This window comes from Flavisolibacter ginsengisoli DSM 18119 (genome assembly GCF_900129295.1).
Classification (GTDB): Bacteria; Bacteroidota; Bacteroidia; order Chitinophagales; family Chitinophagaceae; genus Flavisolibacter; species Flavisolibacter ginsengisoli.
The window spans coordinates 42,812-62,239 of sequence record NZ_FQUU01000021.1 but is presented as its reverse complement, the minus strand read 5'-3'; the positions used below and the strand labels follow the sequence as shown (position 1 = coordinate 62,239).

Sequence of the window (19,428 nt, the reverse complement as noted above, 5' to 3'; positions counted from 1 at the left end):
TGAACTTTTTCATCATGAAATAGGGAGTAAATTTTTTTCATACACAGCAAAATTTTATGTGTTAACTCAAAAGAGGTTCAACAAGTATATTGGATGCTGGTCTTTACTGTGTTTTTAAAGGGAGGGATTCTGGAGTAAAAGTATAAACAATAATTTGAAAATCAAATACGTAAAACTACGATTGTGCATCACTTAATTCAAGCCACCTCAATTCTTTATCATCTATACTTTTACCAATTATATTGATCCTGGCAGATATTTCCTGCAACTTATCGTAAGGGAGGCTTGAGTTTGAAAGTTCAGTATATAGTGTCGCCCTTTCTTTTTCAAGCGTTTTAAGCTCATTTTCAAGGAGTTCGAACTCTCTTTGTTCCTTATAACTAAGCTTTTTCTTTGGTAAAACTACCTCGGGTTCCTTAACTACAACAGTGGCCTGGGGCACTTCCGGGGCTTCCTCCTTCAATTTTTGCCATTCTCTTAGTTGTGAATAATTTCCCGGGAAATCCCTGATTTCTCCGTCACCTTCAAATACAAACAGGTGATCAACCAGGCGATCCATAAAATACCTGTCGTGACTAACAATGATCAGGCATCCCTGGAATTCTAATAAATAGTTCTCTAAAACGGATAAGGTTGGAAGGTCAAGATCGTTAGTAGGTTCATCCAGGATAAGAAAGTTAGGATTTCTAAACAGGACAGTTAATAGATGCAGCCGTCTTCTTTCTCCACCGCTTAATTTACTGATATAAGTATATTGCTGCTCAGGAGGAAAAAGAAAAAGGTTAAGGAACTGGGCTGCGCTTAGTGATCCGCCATTGGCCAAGGGAAAATTTTCAGCTATTCCTTTAACATATTCTATAACCCTCATGTCTTCTTTCACTATCAATCCCTGTTGGGAATAGTTTCCAAAGACAACGGTGTCCCCCACATTTATTTTACCTGAATCTGGCGGCTCTAATCCCTGGATCATATTGATAAATGTGGACTTACCAGCACCATTTTTACCAACAACTCCCAGCCTCTCTCCTTTCTTGAATGTGTAATCAAATCCTTTTAAGATCACCTTTTCACCATAACTCTTGTACACCTTTTTCATCTCCACGGTTTTGCCACCCAGCCTGCTCATTTTGCTTTGCAGTTGAAGCTCTTGTTCCTGTAGCTGCTGTTTAGCCTTTTTCTCTACTTCGTAGAAAGCATCGATGCGGCTTTTTGATTTGGTGGTCCTTGCCTTGGGCTGCTTCCTCATCCATTCCAATTCTTTCCTGTAAAGATTTCTTGCCTTATCAACACTTGCGGCTTCGCTTTCTTCCCGCATAGCCTTCTTTTCCAGGTAGTTTTCATAATTCCCAACGTGCTCATAGAGCGTGCCATCTGACAGCTCCCAAACTTCATTGCAAATAGCATCGAGAAAATAGCGGTCGTGTGTTACCAGCAGAAGCGTGACATTTTCTTTATTCAGGTAATGTTCAAGCCATTCAACCATACTTACATCCAAATGGTTAGTTGGCTCATCCATGATCAGCAGCACATGTTTATGTTCGAAACCAATATCTATAAGTACTTTGGCCAGTGCAATTCTTTTTCTTTGACCACCGCTTAAAGTAGAAACCTGTTGTTGAAGATTATGAATATTCAACTTGCCGAGGATCTGTTTTACTTTGGCTTCAAAATCCCATGCATTCAGTTCATCCATTTTGATAAGTGAACTGCTGATCAGGTCGTCATTATGTGTTTCAATGGCTACCTCATATTCCTTGATTACTGTCATTACCGGGTGGCTAACATGGAATATGTTGTCAAGCACTGTGGCTTTGTCAACTAATTTAGGCTCTTGCTCAAAGAATGCAACATCAACATTTTTGTTGACCCAGATTTTGCCATTATCCGGCACTTCTATTCCTGAAATGATTTTTAATAATGTAGATTTTCCAGAACCGTTCCTGGCTACCAGGGCTATTTTATCGCCTTCTGATATATGGAAGGAAATATTTTCAAAAAGGGGCTTGATTCCATATGATTTGCCAAGATTCTCCGCGGACACATAATGCATGCTGTAAAGGTAAAGGCATGAGCATTAATGTATTTAGAATGATTTACTAAAAGGCGGAACAATAATAGTCTGCCAGGCCTGGTATGTATACCTGCCAATTTAAAGTAATAAGAAAAAAGGTTTTCCCAGATGGGAAAACCTTAATGCTTTTAACGACCTAAAGACCTTATCCAGCTGATCACTTCATCTTTAGTCTTGCCAAGCTTATTCTGCATGCGGCCAAAAAATTCTTCGTCCTTTCCTTCTTCCCATCTAACATCATCATCAGTAAGGTCGCCATGAGCTTGCTTTGCTTTTCCTTTCAGCTCATGCCATTTGCCTCTTAATTCTAATTCATCCATAGTTATTCAATTTTCTTACTAAAAGAAATTTTTATGCCACAGCTACCTTTTCTTCTTCCAAAACTGGTAACATAACATTAATAACACCTGGAAGTATCCTTGCTTTAATGGATTTTACCTTGCCTTTATACTCCCCATCAACCTGGAAATAAGCTTTACGGTGAATTTCCATTTCAAGGTTTGTGGTGGAGAATACCTCAATTTTTTCAGGACGAAAGGAGCGATCTGTAAATATTGCCTTGAAAATCTCCAATACATTCAATTTGCGGACAATGATTATTTCGAACTTTCCATCAGAAACGTTTCCATCAGGATTGATATTAGCACCCGTACCATATTTACGTGCATTAGCCAGTGCCACCATATAAGCCTGTCTTTTTACAGTTCCTTCATCCGTTGTTATGGTTACCGCCATCTTTTGTTTTTCCCATAGCACTTTAAAGATGGCTTTTCCATAACCCCACATTCCTCTTTTTTTAGACTTTTCAAAATATTTTACAAGCATTGCATTTAACCCGATATCGCTTACATGAATGCATATCTCCTCCTCATTGATCTTGATGCAATCCACTTTTTCACATTTACCTTCCATTATTATTTTTATAGCTTCTTCAATAACAAGGGGGATAGCGAGTTCTTTTGCCATACCATTAGCCGAACCTGCCGGTATAATACCTAATGGAATAGAAGTTTCTTTGAGTAATTCAGTAACCATTTTTACAGTACCATCACCGCCTACGGCTACAACCCTGTCGGGGGTTATGGTTTGAATATAATGCTGTAAGGAGCTTTTATCATTCCCACCCGTTAAAAGATAAAATTCAGCTATATGAGGGATGTCTTTAAAGTAATCACGTATGGAAGTTTCCCAGTCATTCTTTTCTTTTCCGCCAGAAACAGGGTTTATTACAAATAACAATTTCAATGTCTGTTGATTGTGCATACTTATTGTATAGATAAACTTACTATGCAAACAACTGACCAGCCAGTCGCCTCAGGTTGGATATCCCGTTTATTGAATTGGATGGGCTTTACCAACCAACCTACTATTAAGGTTTACCATGGGTATGGGCAGGGTGAACAATTGATGATTCACGGTCATGTTTTTAAATTATCTCCCCTGCCCAGAAAAAAATACAGGAAAAGCGTCATTCATAATACTCTTGCATTGCTTCGGTTATTTGTGGTGAAACCAATGGCTGGTATTGAGGTTACACTGGAGTGGGGGAACGAAACCTTGTATTGTAAATCAGGAACAGATGGCTTTTTCAGCTTCAACTGGAAGGATAAGCCACCACTGCACTGTGGATGGAACCGGGTAGTTATTAAAGCCTGGAAGCACCAGGAGGCAATTGCAGAAGCTGTGGGAACTGTTTTTGTGCCTCATGAAACCCAATATGGCTTTATTTCAGATATTGATGATACTTTTCTTATTTCACATTCCAGCAATTTGCGCAAAAGACTTTTTGTATTATTTACAGAAAATGCCCGAAGCCGGCAACCTTTTGAAGATGCAGTAAAACACTACCAGCTTTTAGCCTGCAGTAATACAGTTCCGGATGCACCAAATCCTTTCTTTTTTGTATCCAGCAGCGAATGGAACCTCTATGATTATATACTTGAGTTCACTATTGTAAACCAGATGCCTAAAGGCGTATTCCTATTAAATCAATTAAAATTATTCAGCCAGTTATTAAAGACAGGACAGAATAATCATAAAACCAAGTTTACCAGGATAGCCAGGATATTGGAAACATTCCCCAGGCAACGTTTTGTGTTACTTGGGGACAGCTCGCAACATGATCCTTATATCTATGAGGCTGTAGTCAATCATTTTCCCAGGCAGATACATGCGGTTTATATACGTGACATTACTGCAAAAAATCAACAAAATGTAAAAGATGTGCTTTATAAAATTGAAGCGGCCGGGGTGTCCTGTTGTTTTTTTAAACATAGTTCAGAAGCTATCATGCACTCCAGGAAGATCGGCCTGATATCTGAGAAACAAGCTACAGCAGAATTTCATGACAACTGAGCCATGAATACTTATGGCATATTATTTTAAGCATCAAAATCAAATTTATTAGTTATGGAAAAGAACCTTCAGAATGAAGAAGCCGCTAAAAAGTTCAAAAAGCTAATCAATGATATAAATGTGTGCATGTTTATAACCAATAACCAAAACGATGATCATACAAGGCCAATGGCAACAATAGAGGTTGAGGATAATGGGACGTTGTGGTTCTACACAGATATCAGGTCCATTAAAGTAGAAGAGGTGAGCCAGGAAAAAAACGTACACCTGGTATACGCACATCCTGGAAAAGAAAGTTATGTAGATGTATGTGGCAAGGCAAATGTAATTACTGATAAAAAGCTGATTAAAGATAAATGGAAGACTATAGTGAAAGCCTGGTTTCCAAAGGGAGCTGATGATCCAAACCTGGCATTATTAAAAGTGGTTCCTACCAATATTTATTATTGGGACTCAGAAACAGGTAAGATGATAGCATTTTTGAAAATGGCTGCTTCTGTTGTGGCTGGAAAAAAGTTAGCTGATGGTGCAGAAGGAAAATTAAAAGTATAACATGAGCCAGCAAGAGAACATTATACCTTCCCAGGATTCGGGTACTCAGACAAACACGGAAAGTGCAGAAGAATTAGATACTGAAAAGGAAGCTAAAGCATTTTATGTAACGGTATGTAAAAGACTTATGGATATCAATAACTGGCAACAGTATGCCGGCAAGGCAACGGCATCATTTCAACTTACTGATAAATCAGGAAAGGAAGTGAAAAGGGATCCACAGAAAGGTGATCATTTAAAAATTGATATTCCCGGACCTGGTTCTGTGTCAGGGCAAGGTTTTGATTGGGTACAAATTGAGGCTATTGAAAAAGACCAGGATGAAAAAACGCAATGGACTGCTATGCGTGTACGGCCTGCCACAAGTCCACTGAATGAAAAGGAAGATGTAGCGCATTTTTTTAGTGATGATACAACATCAACCTTTATGGTACGGCAAGAAGGAAAACAGGTGATTGCAGGCGTTTATGGCAGAAATGAGAAGCCTAATACAAATACAGAAACTACAATAGATAAAATAAGAAATACAGCAATTGCAACAGGAGCTATTACAGGGTTTTCCAAAATTCAATGGAAAAGCCTGGTCAATGGACTGGTAAAAAAAGAATGATTTTTAATTAGTGGGCACTTTCAATATCAACATTAGTCTTAGTAATTGCCGCATGCTGGTTAACCTTTGTTTTTTCTTCAAAGAGAGGTACATAAGATGGACTTTCAGTTCTCTTCCATTTATCCCAAAAAGTAAAATAAAGCCCATAGTTATACTTGAACTGCCGATGATGCAAGGAATGGTGAGAAGCTCCAATTAACCATTTTCCAATTGGATGTTTATAAAAATTGGCGGGGTATATCTCTATATCAAGATGATTGATAACACTGCTGAGTGTCATAATGGTTAATTGAAAGATCAATACATACAGGTGTAATGGTACAAACATTACCAGGGCCGGTAGAAATATTGCCTGGAGTAAACCCTCCAAAGGATGAAATGAAAAGGCTGTCCAGGGAGAAGTAATATTACTTTCATGATGGACCTTATGAACGACCTTAAAGACCTTTGGAAGGTGCATCCATCTATGCACCCAATAATAATAAGTTTCATGAACTATAAGAGAAAGAACTAAACTTAAAGGGATCCACCATACCGGGTAATCATTCCAATTTAGATAGACCTTAGTAAATCCTTTCTGCCATAGTATAAGGGTTACAGATCCAGATAAAGAAAATATTAATGCAGTAATGCAACTCCATGTTACTTCTTTCCTGAATTGCCCGTTTTTGTATTTTTTATGATTGATCTTTCTTGCATTCCACTTATAAGGATACCAACGGTAAAAAATAGTATAAAACATTCCAGCTACCAGGAAATATCTACCTATAATAATGAGAAATAATATAAGTGTGGTGCTTAGAAAACCTATAGGTGAAGTAAAATCTGGTAATCTCATTTTGGAGCTGATAGTAAAAGTTAACAATTATAATACCTGATTTGTTAAATTAATTTAGTTGACATATCAATAATTGATAAATCTTATTATCTTTACGTTGAATTATGGAAAGACTGGACCGGGTTATCTTTTACTCTTTGGATAAAACTATAAAGACCTACAGGCAATTTGCTCAAAAACGGTTCTTTGAACAGGGATTTGATATAACAATTGATCAGTGGCTGGTTTTAAATGCGATCTATGAAAAACCAGGCATAACGCAACTGGAAATAGCAGGGAAAGTGTTTAAAGATACCGCCAGTGTCACGAGGATCATTGACCTGCTGATCAAAAAAGAATTATTAAAGAGAGATGTCCATAGTTCAGACAGGCGCAGGTTTACTTTAGAAATCACCCCTGTGGGAACGAAATTGATGACTAAAATAATTCATGTAGTGGAAAAAAACAGGGAGATAGCACTCCAGGGCATTTCAGATAAGGATCTTATCCTAATGAAGGAAACTTTGAATCATATCATTGATAACTGTAAACAAGTTTTATGAAACAAGTTGTTACAAGGTCACTATTATTATTAATAGGAGTTTGCCTTTTCATGGTATTTAGCGGTATAAGTTCAAAGGCCTGTGATAAAAACCAATTTACAAAATATGGGGTAATTCATAAGAAAGCCCAACAAGTCAATATAACTGAGGTTAATGCCCCAGCTGAGCTTACTGATTTTATTTTTGCGAATTCCTTACTTCGCTTTTAGATTGACTGGTAATAAAGTCAACATTATGAACTGAAACAAAATGTTCATCGCACATTTAATAGTCTGATATTAAAGGAGTTATATTTTATTAGTCTCTTCCTACGGATAAATTCTCCCTTCTTTAACAAATTCTTGTCGAACCAGGTTTGACCTGGCACTTTTTTTCAAGTCATATTGTATCATAAATAACGAACTATGAAAAAATTGCTTACCCTTTTAATTGCTGTTGGTGCCATAATCTCTGTCAATGCACAGACTTCCAGGGATGAAGCCCGCCGTGTTATTTTAGGACAACCAAAAAATACCTCCAAGAATACGCCCAACACTTCTAATCCAAGAGATGTGATCCTGGGCGGTGGTAATAATGGTGGGAATTATCCAAATACTTATCCCGGCAACTACCCTTCCGGTTCACGCCAGGCCCAGATAGACCAGGTAAACCGCGAATATGATTCCAAGATCCAGTCTATCAGGAATAATCCTTACCTGACACAGGCAGAAAAAGACAGGGCTATTCGTCAACTGGAGAATGATCGTGCAAGGCGCATCCGCGAAATCAATGGTCAGAATGGCAATTATTCCCGGAAAAAAGGTAAGAAATATGATAACGATGATAATGATGACCGGTATGAAGGCCGTCATGATAACGGAAAACATTTAGGATGGGAAAAAGGCAGAGGAAATCCGCATAAGAATGGTGGGAAAGGAAAGTATAAAGATTAATGCTTAAAATATATTGTAATAAAAAACCGGCATAAGCCGGTTTTTTATTTATGTTATTGTAGTTTAAATCCTTCAAGGAATTTAGTATTAAAATCCCCTGATCGGAATCTTTCATCCTGCATCAATTGCAAATGAAAAGGAATAGTGGTTTTGATGCCTTCAATCACATATTCACTTAAGGCACGGTACATAGTATCAATTGCCTCTTCCCTTGTCCTGGCAACCGTTATCAATTTTCCTATCATTGAATCGTAATATGGCGGAATAACATAACCAGCATAAACATGGCTATCTACACGTACTCCGTGACCCCCGGGTTGATGTAATACGGTAATTTTTCCGGGCGAAGGCCTAAAGTCATTATATGGATCTTCTGCATTAATCCGACATTCTATAGCATGCAATTGAGGTTCGTAATCCCTACCGGAAATTCTTTCACCCATTGCTATTTTTATCTGCTCTTTTATAAGATCATAGTTTATTACCTCTTCAGTAACGCAATGCTCTACCTGGATACGGGTGTTCATTTCCATGAAATAGAAATTACGGTGCTTATCAACCAGGAACTCTATGGTACCAACACTTTCGTAATTAATGGCACTTGCCGCTTTCTTGGCTGCTTCTCCCATTTGAAAACGGAGTTCAGGTGTCATAAAAGGAGAAGGAGATTCTTCTACCAATTTTTGGTGACGACGTTGAATGGAGCAGTCTCTTTCACTTAAATGACAGATAGTACCATACCTGTCACCTGCCACCTGTATCTCTATATGTCGTGGTTCTTCCACGAACTTCTCCATATATATGCCGTCATTTTTGAAAGCAGCGCCGGCTTCAGCTTTAGCTGTATTGTAGGCCCTTTCCATTTCACTACCTTCCCAAACAATACGCATACCCTTACCACCACCACCTGCAGTAGCTTTTAATATAACAGGATACCCCATCTCTTTCGCGAGACTCATTGCTTCTTCCAAACTGGATAATAACCCATCACTACCGGGAATAACAGGCACTCCGGCCTTTATCATTGTTTCCTTGGCACTGATCTTATCTCCCATTTTATTTATCATATCTGCCGTTGGCCCAATAAACTTAATTCCATGATCAGAACATATCTGGGAAAACTTGGCATTTTCAGCCAGGAAGCCATAACCCGGGTGAACAGCATCGGCATTGGTGATCTCTACCGCTGCCATAATATGGGGTATATTTAAATAAGAATCACTGCTTTGGGGTTTCCCAATACAAACAGCTTCGTCTGCAAATTTTACATGTAAACTGTCCCTGTCAGCAGTGGAATAAACGGCAACTGTTTTGATGCCCATCTCTCTACACGTACGGATCACACGAAGAGCAATTTCTCCCCGATTGGCAATTAGTATTTTTTTAAACACGCTTTATGTATTTGATTTGGAAATTTAGAATTTGACGGTATATTATTTCTTATAATGTCAGATTTCTAAATTTAGCTGGGTTCTACCAGGAATAGTGGCTGGTCATATTCTACAGGAGACGCATCATCGACCAATATTTTTACTATTTTACCCTTTACCTCGCTTTCGATCTCGTTAAAAAGCTTCATAGCTTCTATAATGCAAACCACTTTACCAGGAGTCACTTCATCGCCAATTTCTACAAAAATTGGTTTATCAGGAGAAGGACGGCGATAAAAAGTTCCTATCATAGGACTTTTTATTGTTACTGTATTTGCCGGGTTACTTGTTGAAGCCGGAGCCTGTGGAGCCGAAGTAGGTGCAGGATTTGAATTACCCAGGTGCAATGGTTGATTTTGCTGGGGTAAAGAAGGGTAATTCATAGAAGAAGAAGCAGTCACCAATTGTGTTATTTGCTCTTCCTTTTGCCGGATGGTTATTTTGAATTCTTTCTGTTCAATCGTTACTTCACCAATATTCGAATCGTTGACCATATTGATCAACTCCTGAATTTGCTTGAAATCCATTTGTTTCAATTTAATTTGATTTTGGTTAAAACAGGCGGCTAAGATAGGATATCTGAATGATAATGTCTTTTGATAGGAATATTACAATTTAAATCACCCCTTGTATCCTGTTGTTTTGATTTGCAAGGAGTTATTATTATATTTTTAAATGGAAAAGCCCTGTGTTTGCCAGGACTTTTCTTCTAATTATAAAAGATATATACTTAATTCCAGTATTCTCCAACTATCCCAACATGGATTATTCCTTCACCCGCTCAACATATTCACCGCTTTTGGTGTTAACGCGGATCAATTCACCTTCGTTTACAAATAAGGGAACCATTACAGTAGCCCCGGTTTCCACAGTTGCTGGCTTTAGCGTCCTTGTGGCAGTATCCCCTCTTAAACCTGGTTCACTGTAAGTGACCCTTACTACAACTTTTTCAGGAAGTTCCACACTCATCGGCGTTTCGGTTTCCGTATTGAATAATACAGAAACAGCGTCACCATCTCTCAGGAACTGGGGCGCATCAATCAGGTTCTCTGCAACGGCTACCTGCTCAAAGGTTTCATTATCCATAAAATTATAACCTGTATCATCCTTATACAGATACTGATACTCTTTCCTTTCAACACGCACGGGGTAAATGGTATCTCCACTATTCCAGGTCTTTTCAATACTGCGATTATTGTCCACACCTGTTAGTTTAGCCCACACTTTCGCGGCTGCACGGGCAGTTTTATTTTCACCAAATTCAACCACCTTATAAAGACTGCCTTCAAGTTTAATGATTAAACCCCTGCTGATATCTGCTGTAGATGCCATAAATAGATTATGATTTAAAACTTTAGAGGTCGCAAAAGTAAGGAAATTAGACTCTATAACGATAACACATCAATTGGCACCATTTTTTAACCCCAAAGTGTTAAAGACCTGTTTTTAAATGTCGACCTTGCGCTTTCCAGAGTGTAAAAACTCTAAACTGTTTACCTATTCTTTTTTTCTTGCCCTGGTATTATTCAACACAAAGGGCTTTACCCAGTACACTACCCTGGTTGATTCCATATCACCTTATTTCAAAAAAGTTGTGGCCGGAGCCGAATATAAAAGAAGTTCATTTCATCAATGGTTGTGGGGGAAGGATTACCGTAAGGAATGGACCACCATTATTACTGTTCCTATCCTAAACCTGGATTCTGCGTATGGAGGATTAACGCCAGTTAAAGAAGGTGGCGGTCGTCAAACCAAATCTTTAAGACTGGTAGATGCATATGGGAAAAATTGGGTTCTAAGAAGTGTGAATAAAACCTACCTGGGCGCCCTCCCACAGATTGTGCAGGGAACTTTTGTAGAAAAACTGGCTAATGATCAAATTGCAACCAATCACCCGTATGCAGCTTTAACAGTTCCATCTCTTGCAAATGCCGCTGGGATATATCATACTAATCCACATTATTACATTGTTCCACATCATGAAAGATTGGGTGAATACAATGACGTATTTGCTAACATGCTTTGCCTGCTTGAAGAACGACCAGATGAAACACAGGTTAGCCAGAAAAACTTTGGTGAGCCCGAAGACATAGTAAGTACAGAAAAAATGATGCAGAAAGTACTGGAAGAAAATGATCATATCATGGACCAGGAAGCTTATGTAAAAACAAGGCTGTTTGATATGCTTATTGGCGACTGGGGCAGGCATGAAGACAACTGGAGGTGGGCTAAATTTGATAGTGGAACCTATAAAGTTTATCGTCCCGTTCCAAAAGACCGTGATCAAACTTTTGCCAAATTTGAAGGCGTATTACTTAATCTTATCGTCAAACTTGGAAAATTCAAGGAATTACAAACTTTTGAAGGTGAAATAAAAAACATAAAATGGTACAATTATCCGGCTTATGAAATAGATAAGAGATTTACTAACGGCCTTTCCATGGTATCCTGGCTGGATGCCTCATCAGCATTACAAAAAGAATTGACAGATTCCGTAATTGATAATGCTTTGAGGCAAATGCCAAAGGAGATCTTTGACATTTCGGGAGAAGAAATATCCCGGAAGATCAAAACAAGGAGAGATCACCTTTCTAAGTATGCAAAAGAATACTATACTTTTCTATCCAGGAATATTGAGATACCAGGAACTAAAGAATCTGAATTATTCAAAGTCACCAGGCTCAATGATGACTCAACATCTGTAAATATTTACCGTATAAATAAGGATGGCGAACAAACCAAAGCACCCATCTATTCAAGAACATTTTTAAATAAAGAGACACACGAGATCCGATTGTATGGAGTTGGAGGAAACGATATTTTCCAGGTTATGGGAGTAGCCAAAAAGGGTATCAAGATCACCGTCAGAGGTGGGCCCGAAAATGATTCAATGCTGGATATTTCCTATGTGGAAGGATGGGGGCACAAAACAAAATTCTATGATAACCCGGGAAATAAAATTGTTACATCGGCAGAAACAAAAGTCCATCTTTCCCGGTTTCCCTCTGTTAATGCATACAGGTATGATATTTTTAAATACAACTCAAGGGGATTAAAACCTAGTTTTTTTTATAATAATTATTACAGATTTTACATTGGGGCAGATTATAGTTTTACAAAGAATAAAGCAAGAGATGGCAGCTTTAGCGCCAAACATAGCATTGGATTAAATTATTCCCTGGTGGAAAAATCACTTCACCCCTATTACAATGGCATTTTTACAGAGTTAATAGGAAGATGGAACTTTAACCTGAACGCAGGATATGATGAAGTTCGCAGGTTCAATTATTTTGGCATCGGCAATGAATCCGTTCCACGGTCCAATGAAATATCTTACCATTATTTTCGATTAAGAAATATTTACGCAAGCTTTGGAATTGACCAAACGTTTCTTATTCATCATAATGTACGCCTTGACTTTTTTTATAATGGTATAAAGGTTATAGATGATAAAAACCATTTTACATCGAAAGACCTGGGTTTTGTTAATTCATCCGAATTCAATTACAATCATTTTGCAGGAAGCCAATTAAGTTATGCTTATAGTAAGACTAATAATAAGGTCATTCCAACAAAAGGTGGAATCTTTACAATTAGGGGCTCTTATACAAAAAATCTTAGTCAGCAAGATCAATCTATATTAAAAGTAGGTACAGCGTTAAATATTTATCTTCCTTTATTTAAACCATTTTCAATAGCTATTAAAACCGGGGCTTCCACCCTTTCGGGAAACCCTAATACATATCAATACAATACGCTTGGTGGTTATTATACCCTCCGGGGCTTTTGGCGATATCGTTTTTATGGCAGGTCAGTTTTTTATGATCAAAACGAACTTCGGTGGCTACCTGAAGTAAAAGGCTATTGGTTTAGTGGGAAAATGGGCCTGGTAGCTTTTTTTGATGAGGGACGGGTCTGGCAACCAGGAGAAAGCTCCTCGAAATGGCATTACGGCTATGGTGGTGGTATTATACTTTCCCCTTTTGATAAGATCGCTATTGCTGTAACATATGGAATTTCTGAAGAAACAACCCGCACAAATATCAGGATTGGAAAGTTTCTTTGATATATGCTATATGTTTGCAACTTCAATTTTAATAACCCCTGGTATGAAAAACTGGATTTTTAATTTGTTACTCCTGTGTTTGACAATACCTGGTTTTGCACAACAGGACTCCATAACTCCACCTTATAAAAGATTTTCTTCATTACCGCCTTTACAGGTGTTGTTAGGTGACAGCACTACTATATATACTAAAAAGGATGTCCCTTCAAAAAAACCTGTTCTGGTTATGATTTTTAGCCCGGAGTGCAGTCATTGCCAGCATGAAACGGAAGAAATATTGGCCCATAAAGCACAGCTTAAAGATGTTGAAATCCTAATGGTGACATTTCATCCATTATGGCAAATGAATGAATTTGTTGAAAACTATAAATTAAAAGAGCAAGCAAATATTGTAGTTGGTAAGGACATATATTTATTATTACCTGGTTTTTATGCTTTTCATAATCTTCCGTTCCATGCCCTTTATGATAAAAAAGGAGAATTACTCAAAGTATTTGAAGGGTCTATGGATATAGAAAAAATCATAGAAGCATTTAAAGATCAAACCAATTAATCCTGTTATTTTCCCTGTGCTCCTGCTGTTTGGCAATTTACCTTCCAGCCACACCGGTTTATTTTCCTGTTTAATTTCCTTATTCCTACTTAATTTTAGCGCCAATCTTTTTACTTATGCCTTCAAACGCTAATAGACAATTTCTTGATTTTGAGAAACCTATAAAAGACCTGATTGATGAGATAGAGAAGTTGAAACATGCATCTGAGCATAAAAAGATCGACTACTCAGAAATGATCAGCAAACTGGATCAACAAATACTGGAACGTAGAAAAGAAGTAACTCAAAATCTTACAGCCTGGCAAAAAGTACAGTTAAGCAGGCATCCAGACAGGCCTTACACAATGAAGTATATACAAAATATGACCACAAACTTTGTGGAATTGTTTGGTGACAGAAATGTGAAAGATGACAAGGCTATGATAGGTGGATTTGCTATGTTGGAAGGTGAAACAGTTATGGTCATTGGACAACAAAAAGGCATCAATACCAAGACAAGGCAATTAAGAAATTTTGGAATGGCTAATCCTGAAGGTTACAGAAAGGCTTTGCGCTTAATGAGGTTGGCTGAAAAATTTAATAAACCAATTATTACCCTGATCGATACCCCTGGTGCTTATCCGGGCCTTGAAGCTGAAGAACGCGGCCAGGGTGAAGCCATTGCCAGGAATATTTACGAAATGATACGTTTAAAAGTTCCTGTGATCTGTGTTATCATTGGTGAGGGAGCCTCAGGCGGAGCTTTAGGTATTGGTGTTGGGGACCGGGTTTATATGATGGAGAATACCTGGTATACAGTTATCTCACCGGAAAGCTGCAGTTCTATTCTCTGGCGCAGCTGGGATAAAAAGGAATTAGCTGCCGAACAATTGAAGCTTACAGCTAATAATATGAAGGAATTTGGATTAGTAGACGGTATTATCCCGGAACCTGCAGGTGGCGCTCACTGGGATTACATGGAAGCTGCTCAAATCTTAAAAGAGTACCTGGTAAAAGTGTTACAGGAACTAAAACCTATTCCTCCGGAAGAACGGATCAATCAGCGTATAGAAAAATTTGGGAAGATGGGTTTCTGGCAAGAAGTTTCCGAAAACGCTCCTGCACAATTACAAGGAAAAACTAACTAATCATTCAATTAAATTACTTCGAAGAATATGTCAGTAAGGGATCTATTAAAAGGAACTGGTGTAGCACTGGTAACACCATTTAAAAAAGATGGCTCTGTTGATTTTGACAGTTTGCAAAAACTGATCGATTATGTAATAACAGAGGGGGTGAATTATGTGGTTACCCTAGGTACAACCGGTGAAACACCTACATTAACCAGGGAAGAAAAGATTGAGATCGTTCATTTTACCTATGCTAAAGTTTCTGAGCGTGTACCAGTAGTGGTGGGAATAGGAGGCAATGATACCAGGTCTGTAATAAACGATCTGGAAACCTATCCGCTTGAAAAAGCTATTGCAGTACTTTCTGCGAGCCCTTATTATAACAAGCCTTCCCAGGAAGGAATATTTCAACACTATAAAGAAATAGCAGCCGCCTCTCCAAAACCAATACTTCTTTACAATGTGCCAGGAAGAACGGGAAGTAATATTACTGCTGAAACTACAATCCGCCTGGCCAATGAAGTAGATAATATTCATGGCATCAAAGAAGCCAGCGGGAATATGAACCAATGTTTGCAAATATTGCGCGATAAACCCCAGGAGTTTTTGGTTGTAAGTGGAGATGATAACCTTGCCCTCGCCCAGATTGCCTGTGGTATGCGTGGCCTTATAAGTGTCGCTGCCAATTGCTTTGCAAAAGATATGTCAGCTCTGGTTGAAGCTGCACTTCAGGATGACTTTACAACAGCCAGGGTTTTAAATAATAAATTATTAAAGGGCTACGAACTGCTGTTTGCTGAAAATAATCCGGCAGGTGTGAAAGCAGTACTTTCAGAAATGGGAATTATTGAAAACTATTTACGCCTTCCACTTGTTCCCCTAAGCCCTGTCATTCACAATCAGATCCGTGATTATCTTCCAAAGCTGAAATGATTGAATGAAGAAAATAAGGATCACTGTAAGCCTGGTTTTGTTACTCTCGTGCTTTCAGTTATGGGGACAGCATAAAGTAACATTTATTATTAGCAATTTGCCCCCCTATCACCAAGGTTCAGAGGAAATATATCTTGCCGGGTCTTTTAATGGCTGGAATCCAGGCAATGAGAAATACAGATTTAAAACAAACTCCGGGCACCCCACCATTTCTATTGAATTGCAAAACGGGAGTTATGAATTTAAGATAACTAAAGGATCATGGGATAAAGTTGAATCTGGCAACCATGCATTTCCCTCTGAAAACAGGAAGATCCTGGTTGACAGGGATACAATATTGAATATAAGTATTGAACATTGGTCTGATCATTTTCCTAAAAAACCAAGAGAACATACTACTAGTAAGAATGTACATATAATTGATTCGGCGTCTTATATCCCTCAATTAAACCGCACGCGCAGGATCTGGATTTACCTGCCGGCTTCCTACTCTTCTTCAAGAAAAAAATACCCGGTTCTGTATATGCAGGATGGGCAGAATGTTTTTGATGAAGCATCCTCCGGATTTGGAGAATGGGGTGTGGATGAGGCGTTAGATACACTTAAAAACAAATCACAGGAAATGATTGTAGTGGGCGTTGACAATGACCCTGTCTACCGGATCAATGAATATTCACCTTACGACATGGAAAAATATGGGAAAGGAGAAGGTGATGCGTACCTGGATTTCCTTGTAAATACCTTACAGCCATATATCAATAAGCATTACAGAACGAGGAAGTGTGCATCTCATAACTACATTGCAGGAAGTTCAATGGGTGGTTTGATCTCCTTTTATGCGTTGATTAAGTACCCTAAGAAATTTGGTGGTGCGGGAGTTTTTTCTCCTGCCTTCTGGATAACTCCACAACTAAAGAATATTGACCCTAAGAAGGCAAAAAAGATAAAAGGAAAGATTTACTTTTTCGCCGGCCAGCAGGAAAGTGATTCAATGGTTCCTGATATGCTGTCTGTATTTGAGCAAATGCATAAATATTCAAAAGCGAAAATGAAAACAGTTATAAGAGCGCAGGGAAAGCATAACGAAGCCACCTGGCGGGCAGAATTTCCTTTATTTTATAAGTGGCTTACCAATTCCAAATAAATCAGGATATATTCCCTAGTGGGCCTCATAGGTGTTGCCTTCTATAGCCAATTCTGTATTAGCAAAGATTTCCCTTGCTTCTTGTTCAAATTGCTCTAAGGTGCTATACTTAGAACTAAAATGGCCAATAAGTAATTTCCTCACATTTGCTTTTCTGGCTATTTCTGCAGCTTGTTTGGTAGTGGCATGAAACCGTTCTAAGGCTTTATCCCGCATATTGTCCAGGTAAGTCGTTTCATGATAAACTAGGTCCGCACCATTTATGTACGGAATGATATTCTCATCATATTTAGTGTCGGCACAAAAAGCATATTTCTTTCCTCTCTCCGGTGCAGATGTCACTTCATCATTGTTGATCCTTTGCCCCCTTGGGGTAATATAATCCAGACCATTTTGAAGGCTGGTATAAAAGCTTACGGGAATATTTAATTTCCTAACCTTTTCAATTAATAATTTTCTTTTCCCTTCCTTTTCTTCAAATAAAAACCCATAACACTCAATCCGGTGTGTTGTAGGGAAACAACTGATCCTTATCTTTTCATCATTCACTAGTTCTTCTCCTTTGGTGAGTGTATGAAAATAAAGTTTATAAGGAAGAATTGTCTCTGCCACCCCCATTTGTAGTTCAATGATCTGTTGCAATGGGGCCGGTCCATAAACATGGAGATCCTGCTTATGTGAAAGCAATCCAAAAGTGTTGAGTAGACCAACTAATCCAAAATAATGATCGCCATGTAAATGAGATATGAAAATGTGAGAAATCTTTCCTCTGCGGATCTTATATTTTATCATTTGTATCTGGGTCCCCTCACCACAATCTACCAGGTAATTATTCCCATCATGAGAAACAACCTGGCTGGTAGGATGACGGTTGAATGCGGGCACAGCGGAATTATTCCCTAAAATCGTAACAGACAACATTATTTAAAGATAGGGGGTCAAAATAATCAGAATAATCAATACTTGTATAAAGTTTGTTCTATTTGACCTAAATAGCCGCTTCCAAACAGGAATAAATGTATCAGTAACGGGTATAAGTTGGCAACTTCCCACTGTTCCTTATAATTTAATGGTAAGGGATTATAATATTGGTAACTGTCATAAAATCTCTGGTTGAATCCACCAAATAATGTTGACATTCCAAGATCTACAGATGGATGAGCATAACTTATGGCGGGATCAATCAATACGGGCTCTGAATCTTTATTACACATGAAATTTCCGCTCCAAAGATCTCCATGAACTAAAGCCGGTAGCTGGCCTTCACCAAATACTTCAGGTAATTTAATTAATAAACGCTCAAAATGAAGAACGTGCTTTTGGGTAAGTAAATTAGCATTGAAACATTTAGAAATGATGGGTTGTAAGCGACTTCGATAAAAGAAATTATTCCAGTCTAAGGAGGGTTCATTTGATTGTGTCACGCTACCCATATAATTATTATCCAGGAACCCAAAATATTCATTGCTTATATGATGAAGAGCAGCCATTTGCTTACCAAATCTTTCCCAAAAATCCTTGTCTTTATTGCCGGTGGATATCCACTCCAATATTAGCACCTGGTATTCCAGGAATTCAAAGCAATGTATGATCTGCGGCACCTTAATTCCTCCCTGCTTATTAATTTGAAGTAAGCCCTGGCATTCCTTTTCAAATAATTGGGGAAATTTCGTAGCAGAATTTACCTTACAGAAGTAGGAACCTTTATCAAAATTTATCCTAAAGGCCTGGTTTATACTTCCTCCACTAATTGGCTGAAAATTAACCTTCTTTGTGTTATCCCATCCAGGCACTACCATTTGAGTGATATAGGAAGACAATTCTCTTGTAAGCATATGGATAAAGGACCTGGATTAGTTTAAGATCTATGACTTTATTGATCAAAGTCATCGCCATTCAATAGTTCTCTTTCAATTTCCTCCATTTGCACAATATCATATGCTTCACTTTCGGTAGGGGTAACATTCATGATTTCCAGAAGCTCCTTTTCATCCAGAAAGGACTCTACATTCTTTTGAAGGTTACAAATCACAAAAGAGGCACCTTCTTCATAAAACTTCTGCTGAAGCCTGACAAGAGATTCCGCAGCCTCTTCTTCCATATTGGCAATTCCTTGAAGGTTGACAACCACATTCTTTGTATTATCTTTAAGTAGTTCTAGTAATTGGCGGTTCAACTCTGCTGCCATTATAGCAGTAAAGTTTAAAGTTTCAACACGGATGACATGAAATTTCTCTTTGGTATCAGTTTTGACTTCCATACATATTAGCCGGAAAGACTTAACATTTCCGTC

21 protein-coding genes are annotated in these 19,428 nt (G+C 38.2%); 11 read left to right on the top strand and 10 right to left on the bottom strand.

The genetic code is table 11. The annotated features are described in order from the left end of the window. Window positions 1-175 precede the first annotated feature (175 nt). The 3 genes from BUA53_RS18350 to BUA53_RS18340 all read right to left on the bottom strand — a co-directional run bounded on the left by BUA53_RS18350 (window position 176) and on the right by BUA53_RS18340 (window position 3,334). Complete coding sequence (locus BUA53_RS18350; protein ID WP_072836854.1) at window positions 176-2,050, bottom strand: ABC-F family ATP-binding cassette domain-containing protein; 1,875 nt, start codon at window positions 2,048-2,050, stop codon at window positions 176-178. Window positions 2,051-2,199: 149 nt separating this feature from the next. After that, window positions 2,200-2,391, bottom strand: coding sequence for a CsbD family protein (locus BUA53_RS18345; protein ID WP_072836853.1), 192 nt, complete (start codon window positions 2,389-2,391; stop codon window positions 2,200-2,202). Window positions 2,392-2,422: 31 nt separating this feature from the next. Beyond that, on the bottom strand, window positions 2,423-3,334 hold the full coding sequence (locus BUA53_RS18340; RefSeq protein ID WP_072836852.1) for a diacylglycerol/lipid kinase family protein: 912 nt from the start codon (window positions 3,332-3,334) through the stop codon (window positions 2,423-2,425). A 24-nt stretch (window positions 3,335-3,358) separates the two neighbouring features. Here BUA53_RS18340 and BUA53_RS18335 point away from each other — a divergent pair, with 24 nt between their 5' ends. Genes BUA53_RS18335 through BUA53_RS18325 form a run of 3 tightly spaced genes read left to right on the top strand, consistent with a single transcriptional unit; the run spans window position 3,359 to window position 5,588 of the window. Continuing rightward, window positions 3,359-4,426, top strand: coding sequence for an App1 family protein (locus BUA53_RS18335; protein WP_217653030.1), 1,068 nt, complete (start codon window positions 3,359-3,361; stop codon window positions 4,424-4,426). A 54-nt stretch (window positions 4,427-4,480) separates the two neighbouring features. Beyond that, complete coding sequence (locus BUA53_RS18330; RefSeq protein WP_072836851.1) at window positions 4,481-4,978, top strand: pyridoxamine 5'-phosphate oxidase family protein; 498 nt, start codon at window positions 4,481-4,483, stop codon at window positions 4,976-4,978. Window position 4,979: 1 nt separating this feature from the next. Then, a complete protein-coding gene (locus BUA53_RS18325) occupies window positions 4,980-5,588 on the top strand; it encodes a hypothetical protein (RefSeq protein WP_072836850.1) in 609 nt (202 codons plus the stop codon). A gap of 7 nt (window positions 5,589-5,595) precedes the next feature. Here the strand turns inward: BUA53_RS18325 and BUA53_RS18320 are convergent, their stop codons facing one another. Further along, on the bottom strand, window positions 5,596-6,426 hold the full coding sequence (locus BUA53_RS18320) for a sterol desaturase family protein (RefSeq protein ID WP_072836849.1): 831 nt from the start codon (window positions 6,424-6,426) through the stop codon (window positions 5,596-5,598). A gap of 104 nt (window positions 6,427-6,530) precedes the next feature. On the opposite strand from BUA53_RS18320, the gene BUA53_RS18315 reads away from it, so the two are divergent. The 3 genes from BUA53_RS18315 to BUA53_RS18305 all read left to right on the top strand — a co-directional run bounded on the left by BUA53_RS18315 (window position 6,531) and on the right by BUA53_RS18305 (window position 7,900). Next, a complete protein-coding gene (locus BUA53_RS18315) occupies window positions 6,531-6,968 on the top strand; it encodes a MarR family winged helix-turn-helix transcriptional regulator (RefSeq protein ID WP_072836848.1) in 438 nt (145 codons plus the stop codon). Next, window positions 6,965-7,177: a hypothetical protein gene (locus BUA53_RS18310; RefSeq protein WP_072836847.1), complete on the top strand. Its 213-nt coding sequence runs from the start codon at window positions 6,965-6,967 to the stop codon at window positions 7,175-7,177. Before BUA53_RS18315 ends, BUA53_RS18310 begins: the two co-directional genes overlap by 4 nt. Window positions 7,178-7,372: 195 nt before the next feature. Then, the gene (locus BUA53_RS18305; RefSeq protein ID WP_072836846.1) at window positions 7,373-7,900 is read left to right on the top strand and encodes a DUF1542 domain-containing protein; all 528 of its coding nucleotides are present in this window, start codon (window positions 7,373-7,375) and stop codon (window positions 7,898-7,900) included. A 53-nt stretch (window positions 7,901-7,953) separates the two neighbouring features. On the opposite strand, the gene accC is transcribed toward BUA53_RS18305, so the two are convergent. From accC to efp, 3 genes are all read right to left on the bottom strand, one after another. Continuing rightward, window positions 7,954-9,291, bottom strand: coding sequence for an acetyl-CoA carboxylase biotin carboxylase subunit (gene accC, locus BUA53_RS18300; RefSeq protein WP_072836845.1), 1,338 nt, complete (start codon window positions 9,289-9,291; stop codon window positions 7,954-7,956). A gap of 71 nt (window positions 9,292-9,362) precedes the next feature. Further along, the gene (gene accB / locus BUA53_RS18295; RefSeq protein WP_072836844.1) at window positions 9,363-9,857 is read right to left on the bottom strand and encodes an acetyl-CoA carboxylase biotin carboxyl carrier protein; all 495 of its coding nucleotides are present in this window, start codon (window positions 9,855-9,857) and stop codon (window positions 9,363-9,365) included. Between the two features lie 238 nt (window positions 9,858-10,095). After that, complete coding sequence (gene efp / locus BUA53_RS18290; RefSeq protein WP_072836843.1) at window positions 10,096-10,662, bottom strand: elongation factor P; 567 nt, start codon at window positions 10,660-10,662, stop codon at window positions 10,096-10,098. 118 nt (window positions 10,663-10,780) lie between these two features. Between efp and BUA53_RS18285 the strand changes: the two genes are divergently transcribed. The 5 genes from BUA53_RS18285 (at window position 10,781) to BUA53_RS18265 (ending at window position 17,135) form a co-directional block, all read left to right on the top strand. After that, window positions 10,781-13,396: a BamA/TamA family outer membrane protein gene (locus BUA53_RS18285; RefSeq protein WP_072836842.1), complete on the top strand. Its 2,616-nt coding sequence runs from the start codon at window positions 10,781-10,783 to the stop codon at window positions 13,394-13,396. Between the two features lie 43 nt (window positions 13,397-13,439). Continuing rightward, window positions 13,440-13,949 carry a TlpA family protein disulfide reductase gene (locus BUA53_RS18280; protein ID WP_072836871.1) on the top strand — a complete coding sequence of 170 codons (510 nt, stop codon included), beginning with the start codon at window positions 13,440-13,442 and terminating at the stop codon, window positions 13,947-13,949. Between the two features lie 116 nt (window positions 13,950-14,065). Continuing rightward, window positions 14,066-15,076: an acetyl-CoA carboxylase carboxyltransferase subunit alpha gene (locus tag BUA53_RS18275; RefSeq protein WP_072836841.1), complete on the top strand. Its 1,011-nt coding sequence runs from the start codon at window positions 14,066-14,068 to the stop codon at window positions 15,074-15,076. 27 nt (window positions 15,077-15,103) lie between these two features. Then, window positions 15,104-15,991: a 4-hydroxy-tetrahydrodipicolinate synthase gene (gene dapA / locus BUA53_RS18270; RefSeq protein WP_072836840.1), complete on the top strand. Its 888-nt coding sequence runs from the start codon at window positions 15,104-15,106 to the stop codon at window positions 15,989-15,991. A 4-nt stretch (window positions 15,992-15,995) separates the two neighbouring features. After that, on the top strand, window positions 15,996-17,135 hold the full coding sequence (locus BUA53_RS18265) for an alpha/beta hydrolase (protein ID WP_072836839.1): 1,140 nt from the start codon (window positions 15,996-15,998) through the stop codon (window positions 17,133-17,135). 15 nt (window positions 17,136-17,150) lie between these two features. Here BUA53_RS18265 and BUA53_RS18260 read toward each other — a convergent pair whose 3' ends face one another. The 3 genes from BUA53_RS18260 to BUA53_RS18250 are packed head-to-tail and all read right to left on the bottom strand — an operon-like array spanning window position 17,151 to window position 19,395. Beyond that, window positions 17,151-18,056 (bottom strand): ribonuclease Z, encoded by a 906-nt coding sequence (locus tag BUA53_RS18260; RefSeq protein ID WP_072836838.1) that lies wholly within the window; start codon window positions 18,054-18,056, stop codon window positions 17,151-17,153. A gap of 35 nt (window positions 18,057-18,091) precedes the next feature. Beyond that, window positions 18,092-18,970, bottom strand: a complete 879-nt coding sequence (locus tag BUA53_RS18255) for a fructosamine kinase family protein (protein ID WP_084080260.1) — start codon at window positions 18,968-18,970, stop codon at window positions 18,092-18,094. A gap of 38 nt (window positions 18,971-19,008) precedes the next feature. Then, window positions 19,009-19,395, bottom strand: coding sequence for an STAS domain-containing protein (locus BUA53_RS18250; RefSeq protein WP_072836837.1), 387 nt, complete (start codon window positions 19,393-19,395; stop codon window positions 19,009-19,011). Between the last annotated feature and the right edge of the window lie 33 nt (window positions 19,396-19,428).

Bases quoted from the DNA above. Each gene is read 5' to 3' on its own strand.
- BUA53_RS18350 (WP_072836854.1), bottom strand. From the start codon at position 2,050: ATGCATTATGTGTCCGCGGAGAATCTTGGCAAATCATATGGAATCAAG.
- BUA53_RS18345 (WP_072836853.1), bottom strand. From the start codon at position 2,391: ATGGATGAATTAGAATTAAGAGGCAAATGGCATGAGCTGAAAGGAAAA.
- BUA53_RS18340 (WP_072836852.1), bottom strand. From the start codon at position 3,334: ATGCACAATCAACAGACATTGAAATTGTTATTTGTAATAAACCCTGTT.
- BUA53_RS18335 (WP_217653030.1), top strand. From the start codon at position 3,359: ATGCAAACAACTGACCAGCCAGTCGCCTCAGGTTGGATATCCCGTTTA.
- BUA53_RS18330 (WP_072836851.1), top strand. From the start codon at position 4,481: ATGGAAAAGAACCTTCAGAATGAAGAAGCCGCTAAAAAGTTCAAAAAG.
- BUA53_RS18325 (WP_072836850.1), top strand. From the start codon at position 4,980: ATGAGCCAGCAAGAGAACATTATACCTTCCCAGGATTCGGGTACTCAG.
- BUA53_RS18320 (WP_072836849.1), bottom strand. From the start codon at position 6,426: ATGAGATTACCAGATTTTACTTCACCTATAGGTTTTCTAAGCACCACA.
- BUA53_RS18315 (WP_072836848.1), top strand. From the start codon at position 6,531: ATGGAAAGACTGGACCGGGTTATCTTTTACTCTTTGGATAAAACTATA.
- BUA53_RS18310 (WP_072836847.1), top strand. From the start codon at position 6,965: ATGAAACAAGTTGTTACAAGGTCACTATTATTATTAATAGGAGTTTGC.
- BUA53_RS18305 (WP_072836846.1), top strand. From the start codon at position 7,373: ATGAAAAAATTGCTTACCCTTTTAATTGCTGTTGGTGCCATAATCTCT.
- accB (WP_072836844.1), bottom strand. From the start codon at position 9,857: ATGGATTTCAAGCAAATTCAGGAGTTGATCAATATGGTCAACGATTCG.
- efp (WP_072836843.1), bottom strand. From the start codon at position 10,662: ATGGCATCTACAGCAGATATCAGCAGGGGTTTAATCATTAAACTTGAA.
- BUA53_RS18285 (WP_072836842.1), top strand. From the start codon at position 10,781: ATGTCGACCTTGCGCTTTCCAGAGTGTAAAAACTCTAAACTGTTTACC.
- BUA53_RS18280 (WP_072836871.1), top strand. From the start codon at position 13,440: ATGAAAAACTGGATTTTTAATTTGTTACTCCTGTGTTTGACAATACCT.
- BUA53_RS18275 (WP_072836841.1), top strand. From the start codon at position 14,066: ATGCCTTCAAACGCTAATAGACAATTTCTTGATTTTGAGAAACCTATA.
- dapA (WP_072836840.1), top strand. From the start codon at position 15,104: ATGTCAGTAAGGGATCTATTAAAAGGAACTGGTGTAGCACTGGTAACA.
- BUA53_RS18265 (WP_072836839.1), top strand. From the start codon at position 15,996: ATGAAGAAAATAAGGATCACTGTAAGCCTGGTTTTGTTACTCTCGTGC.
- BUA53_RS18260 (WP_072836838.1), bottom strand. From the start codon at position 18,056: ATGTTGTCTGTTACGATTTTAGGGAATAATTCCGCTGTGCCCGCATTC.
- BUA53_RS18255 (WP_084080260.1), bottom strand. From the start codon at position 18,970: ATGCTTACAAGAGAATTGTCTTCCTATATCACTCAAATGGTAGTGCCT.
- BUA53_RS18250 (WP_072836837.1), bottom strand. From the start codon at position 19,395: ATGGAAGTCAAAACTGATACCAAAGAGAAATTTCATGTCATCCGTGTT.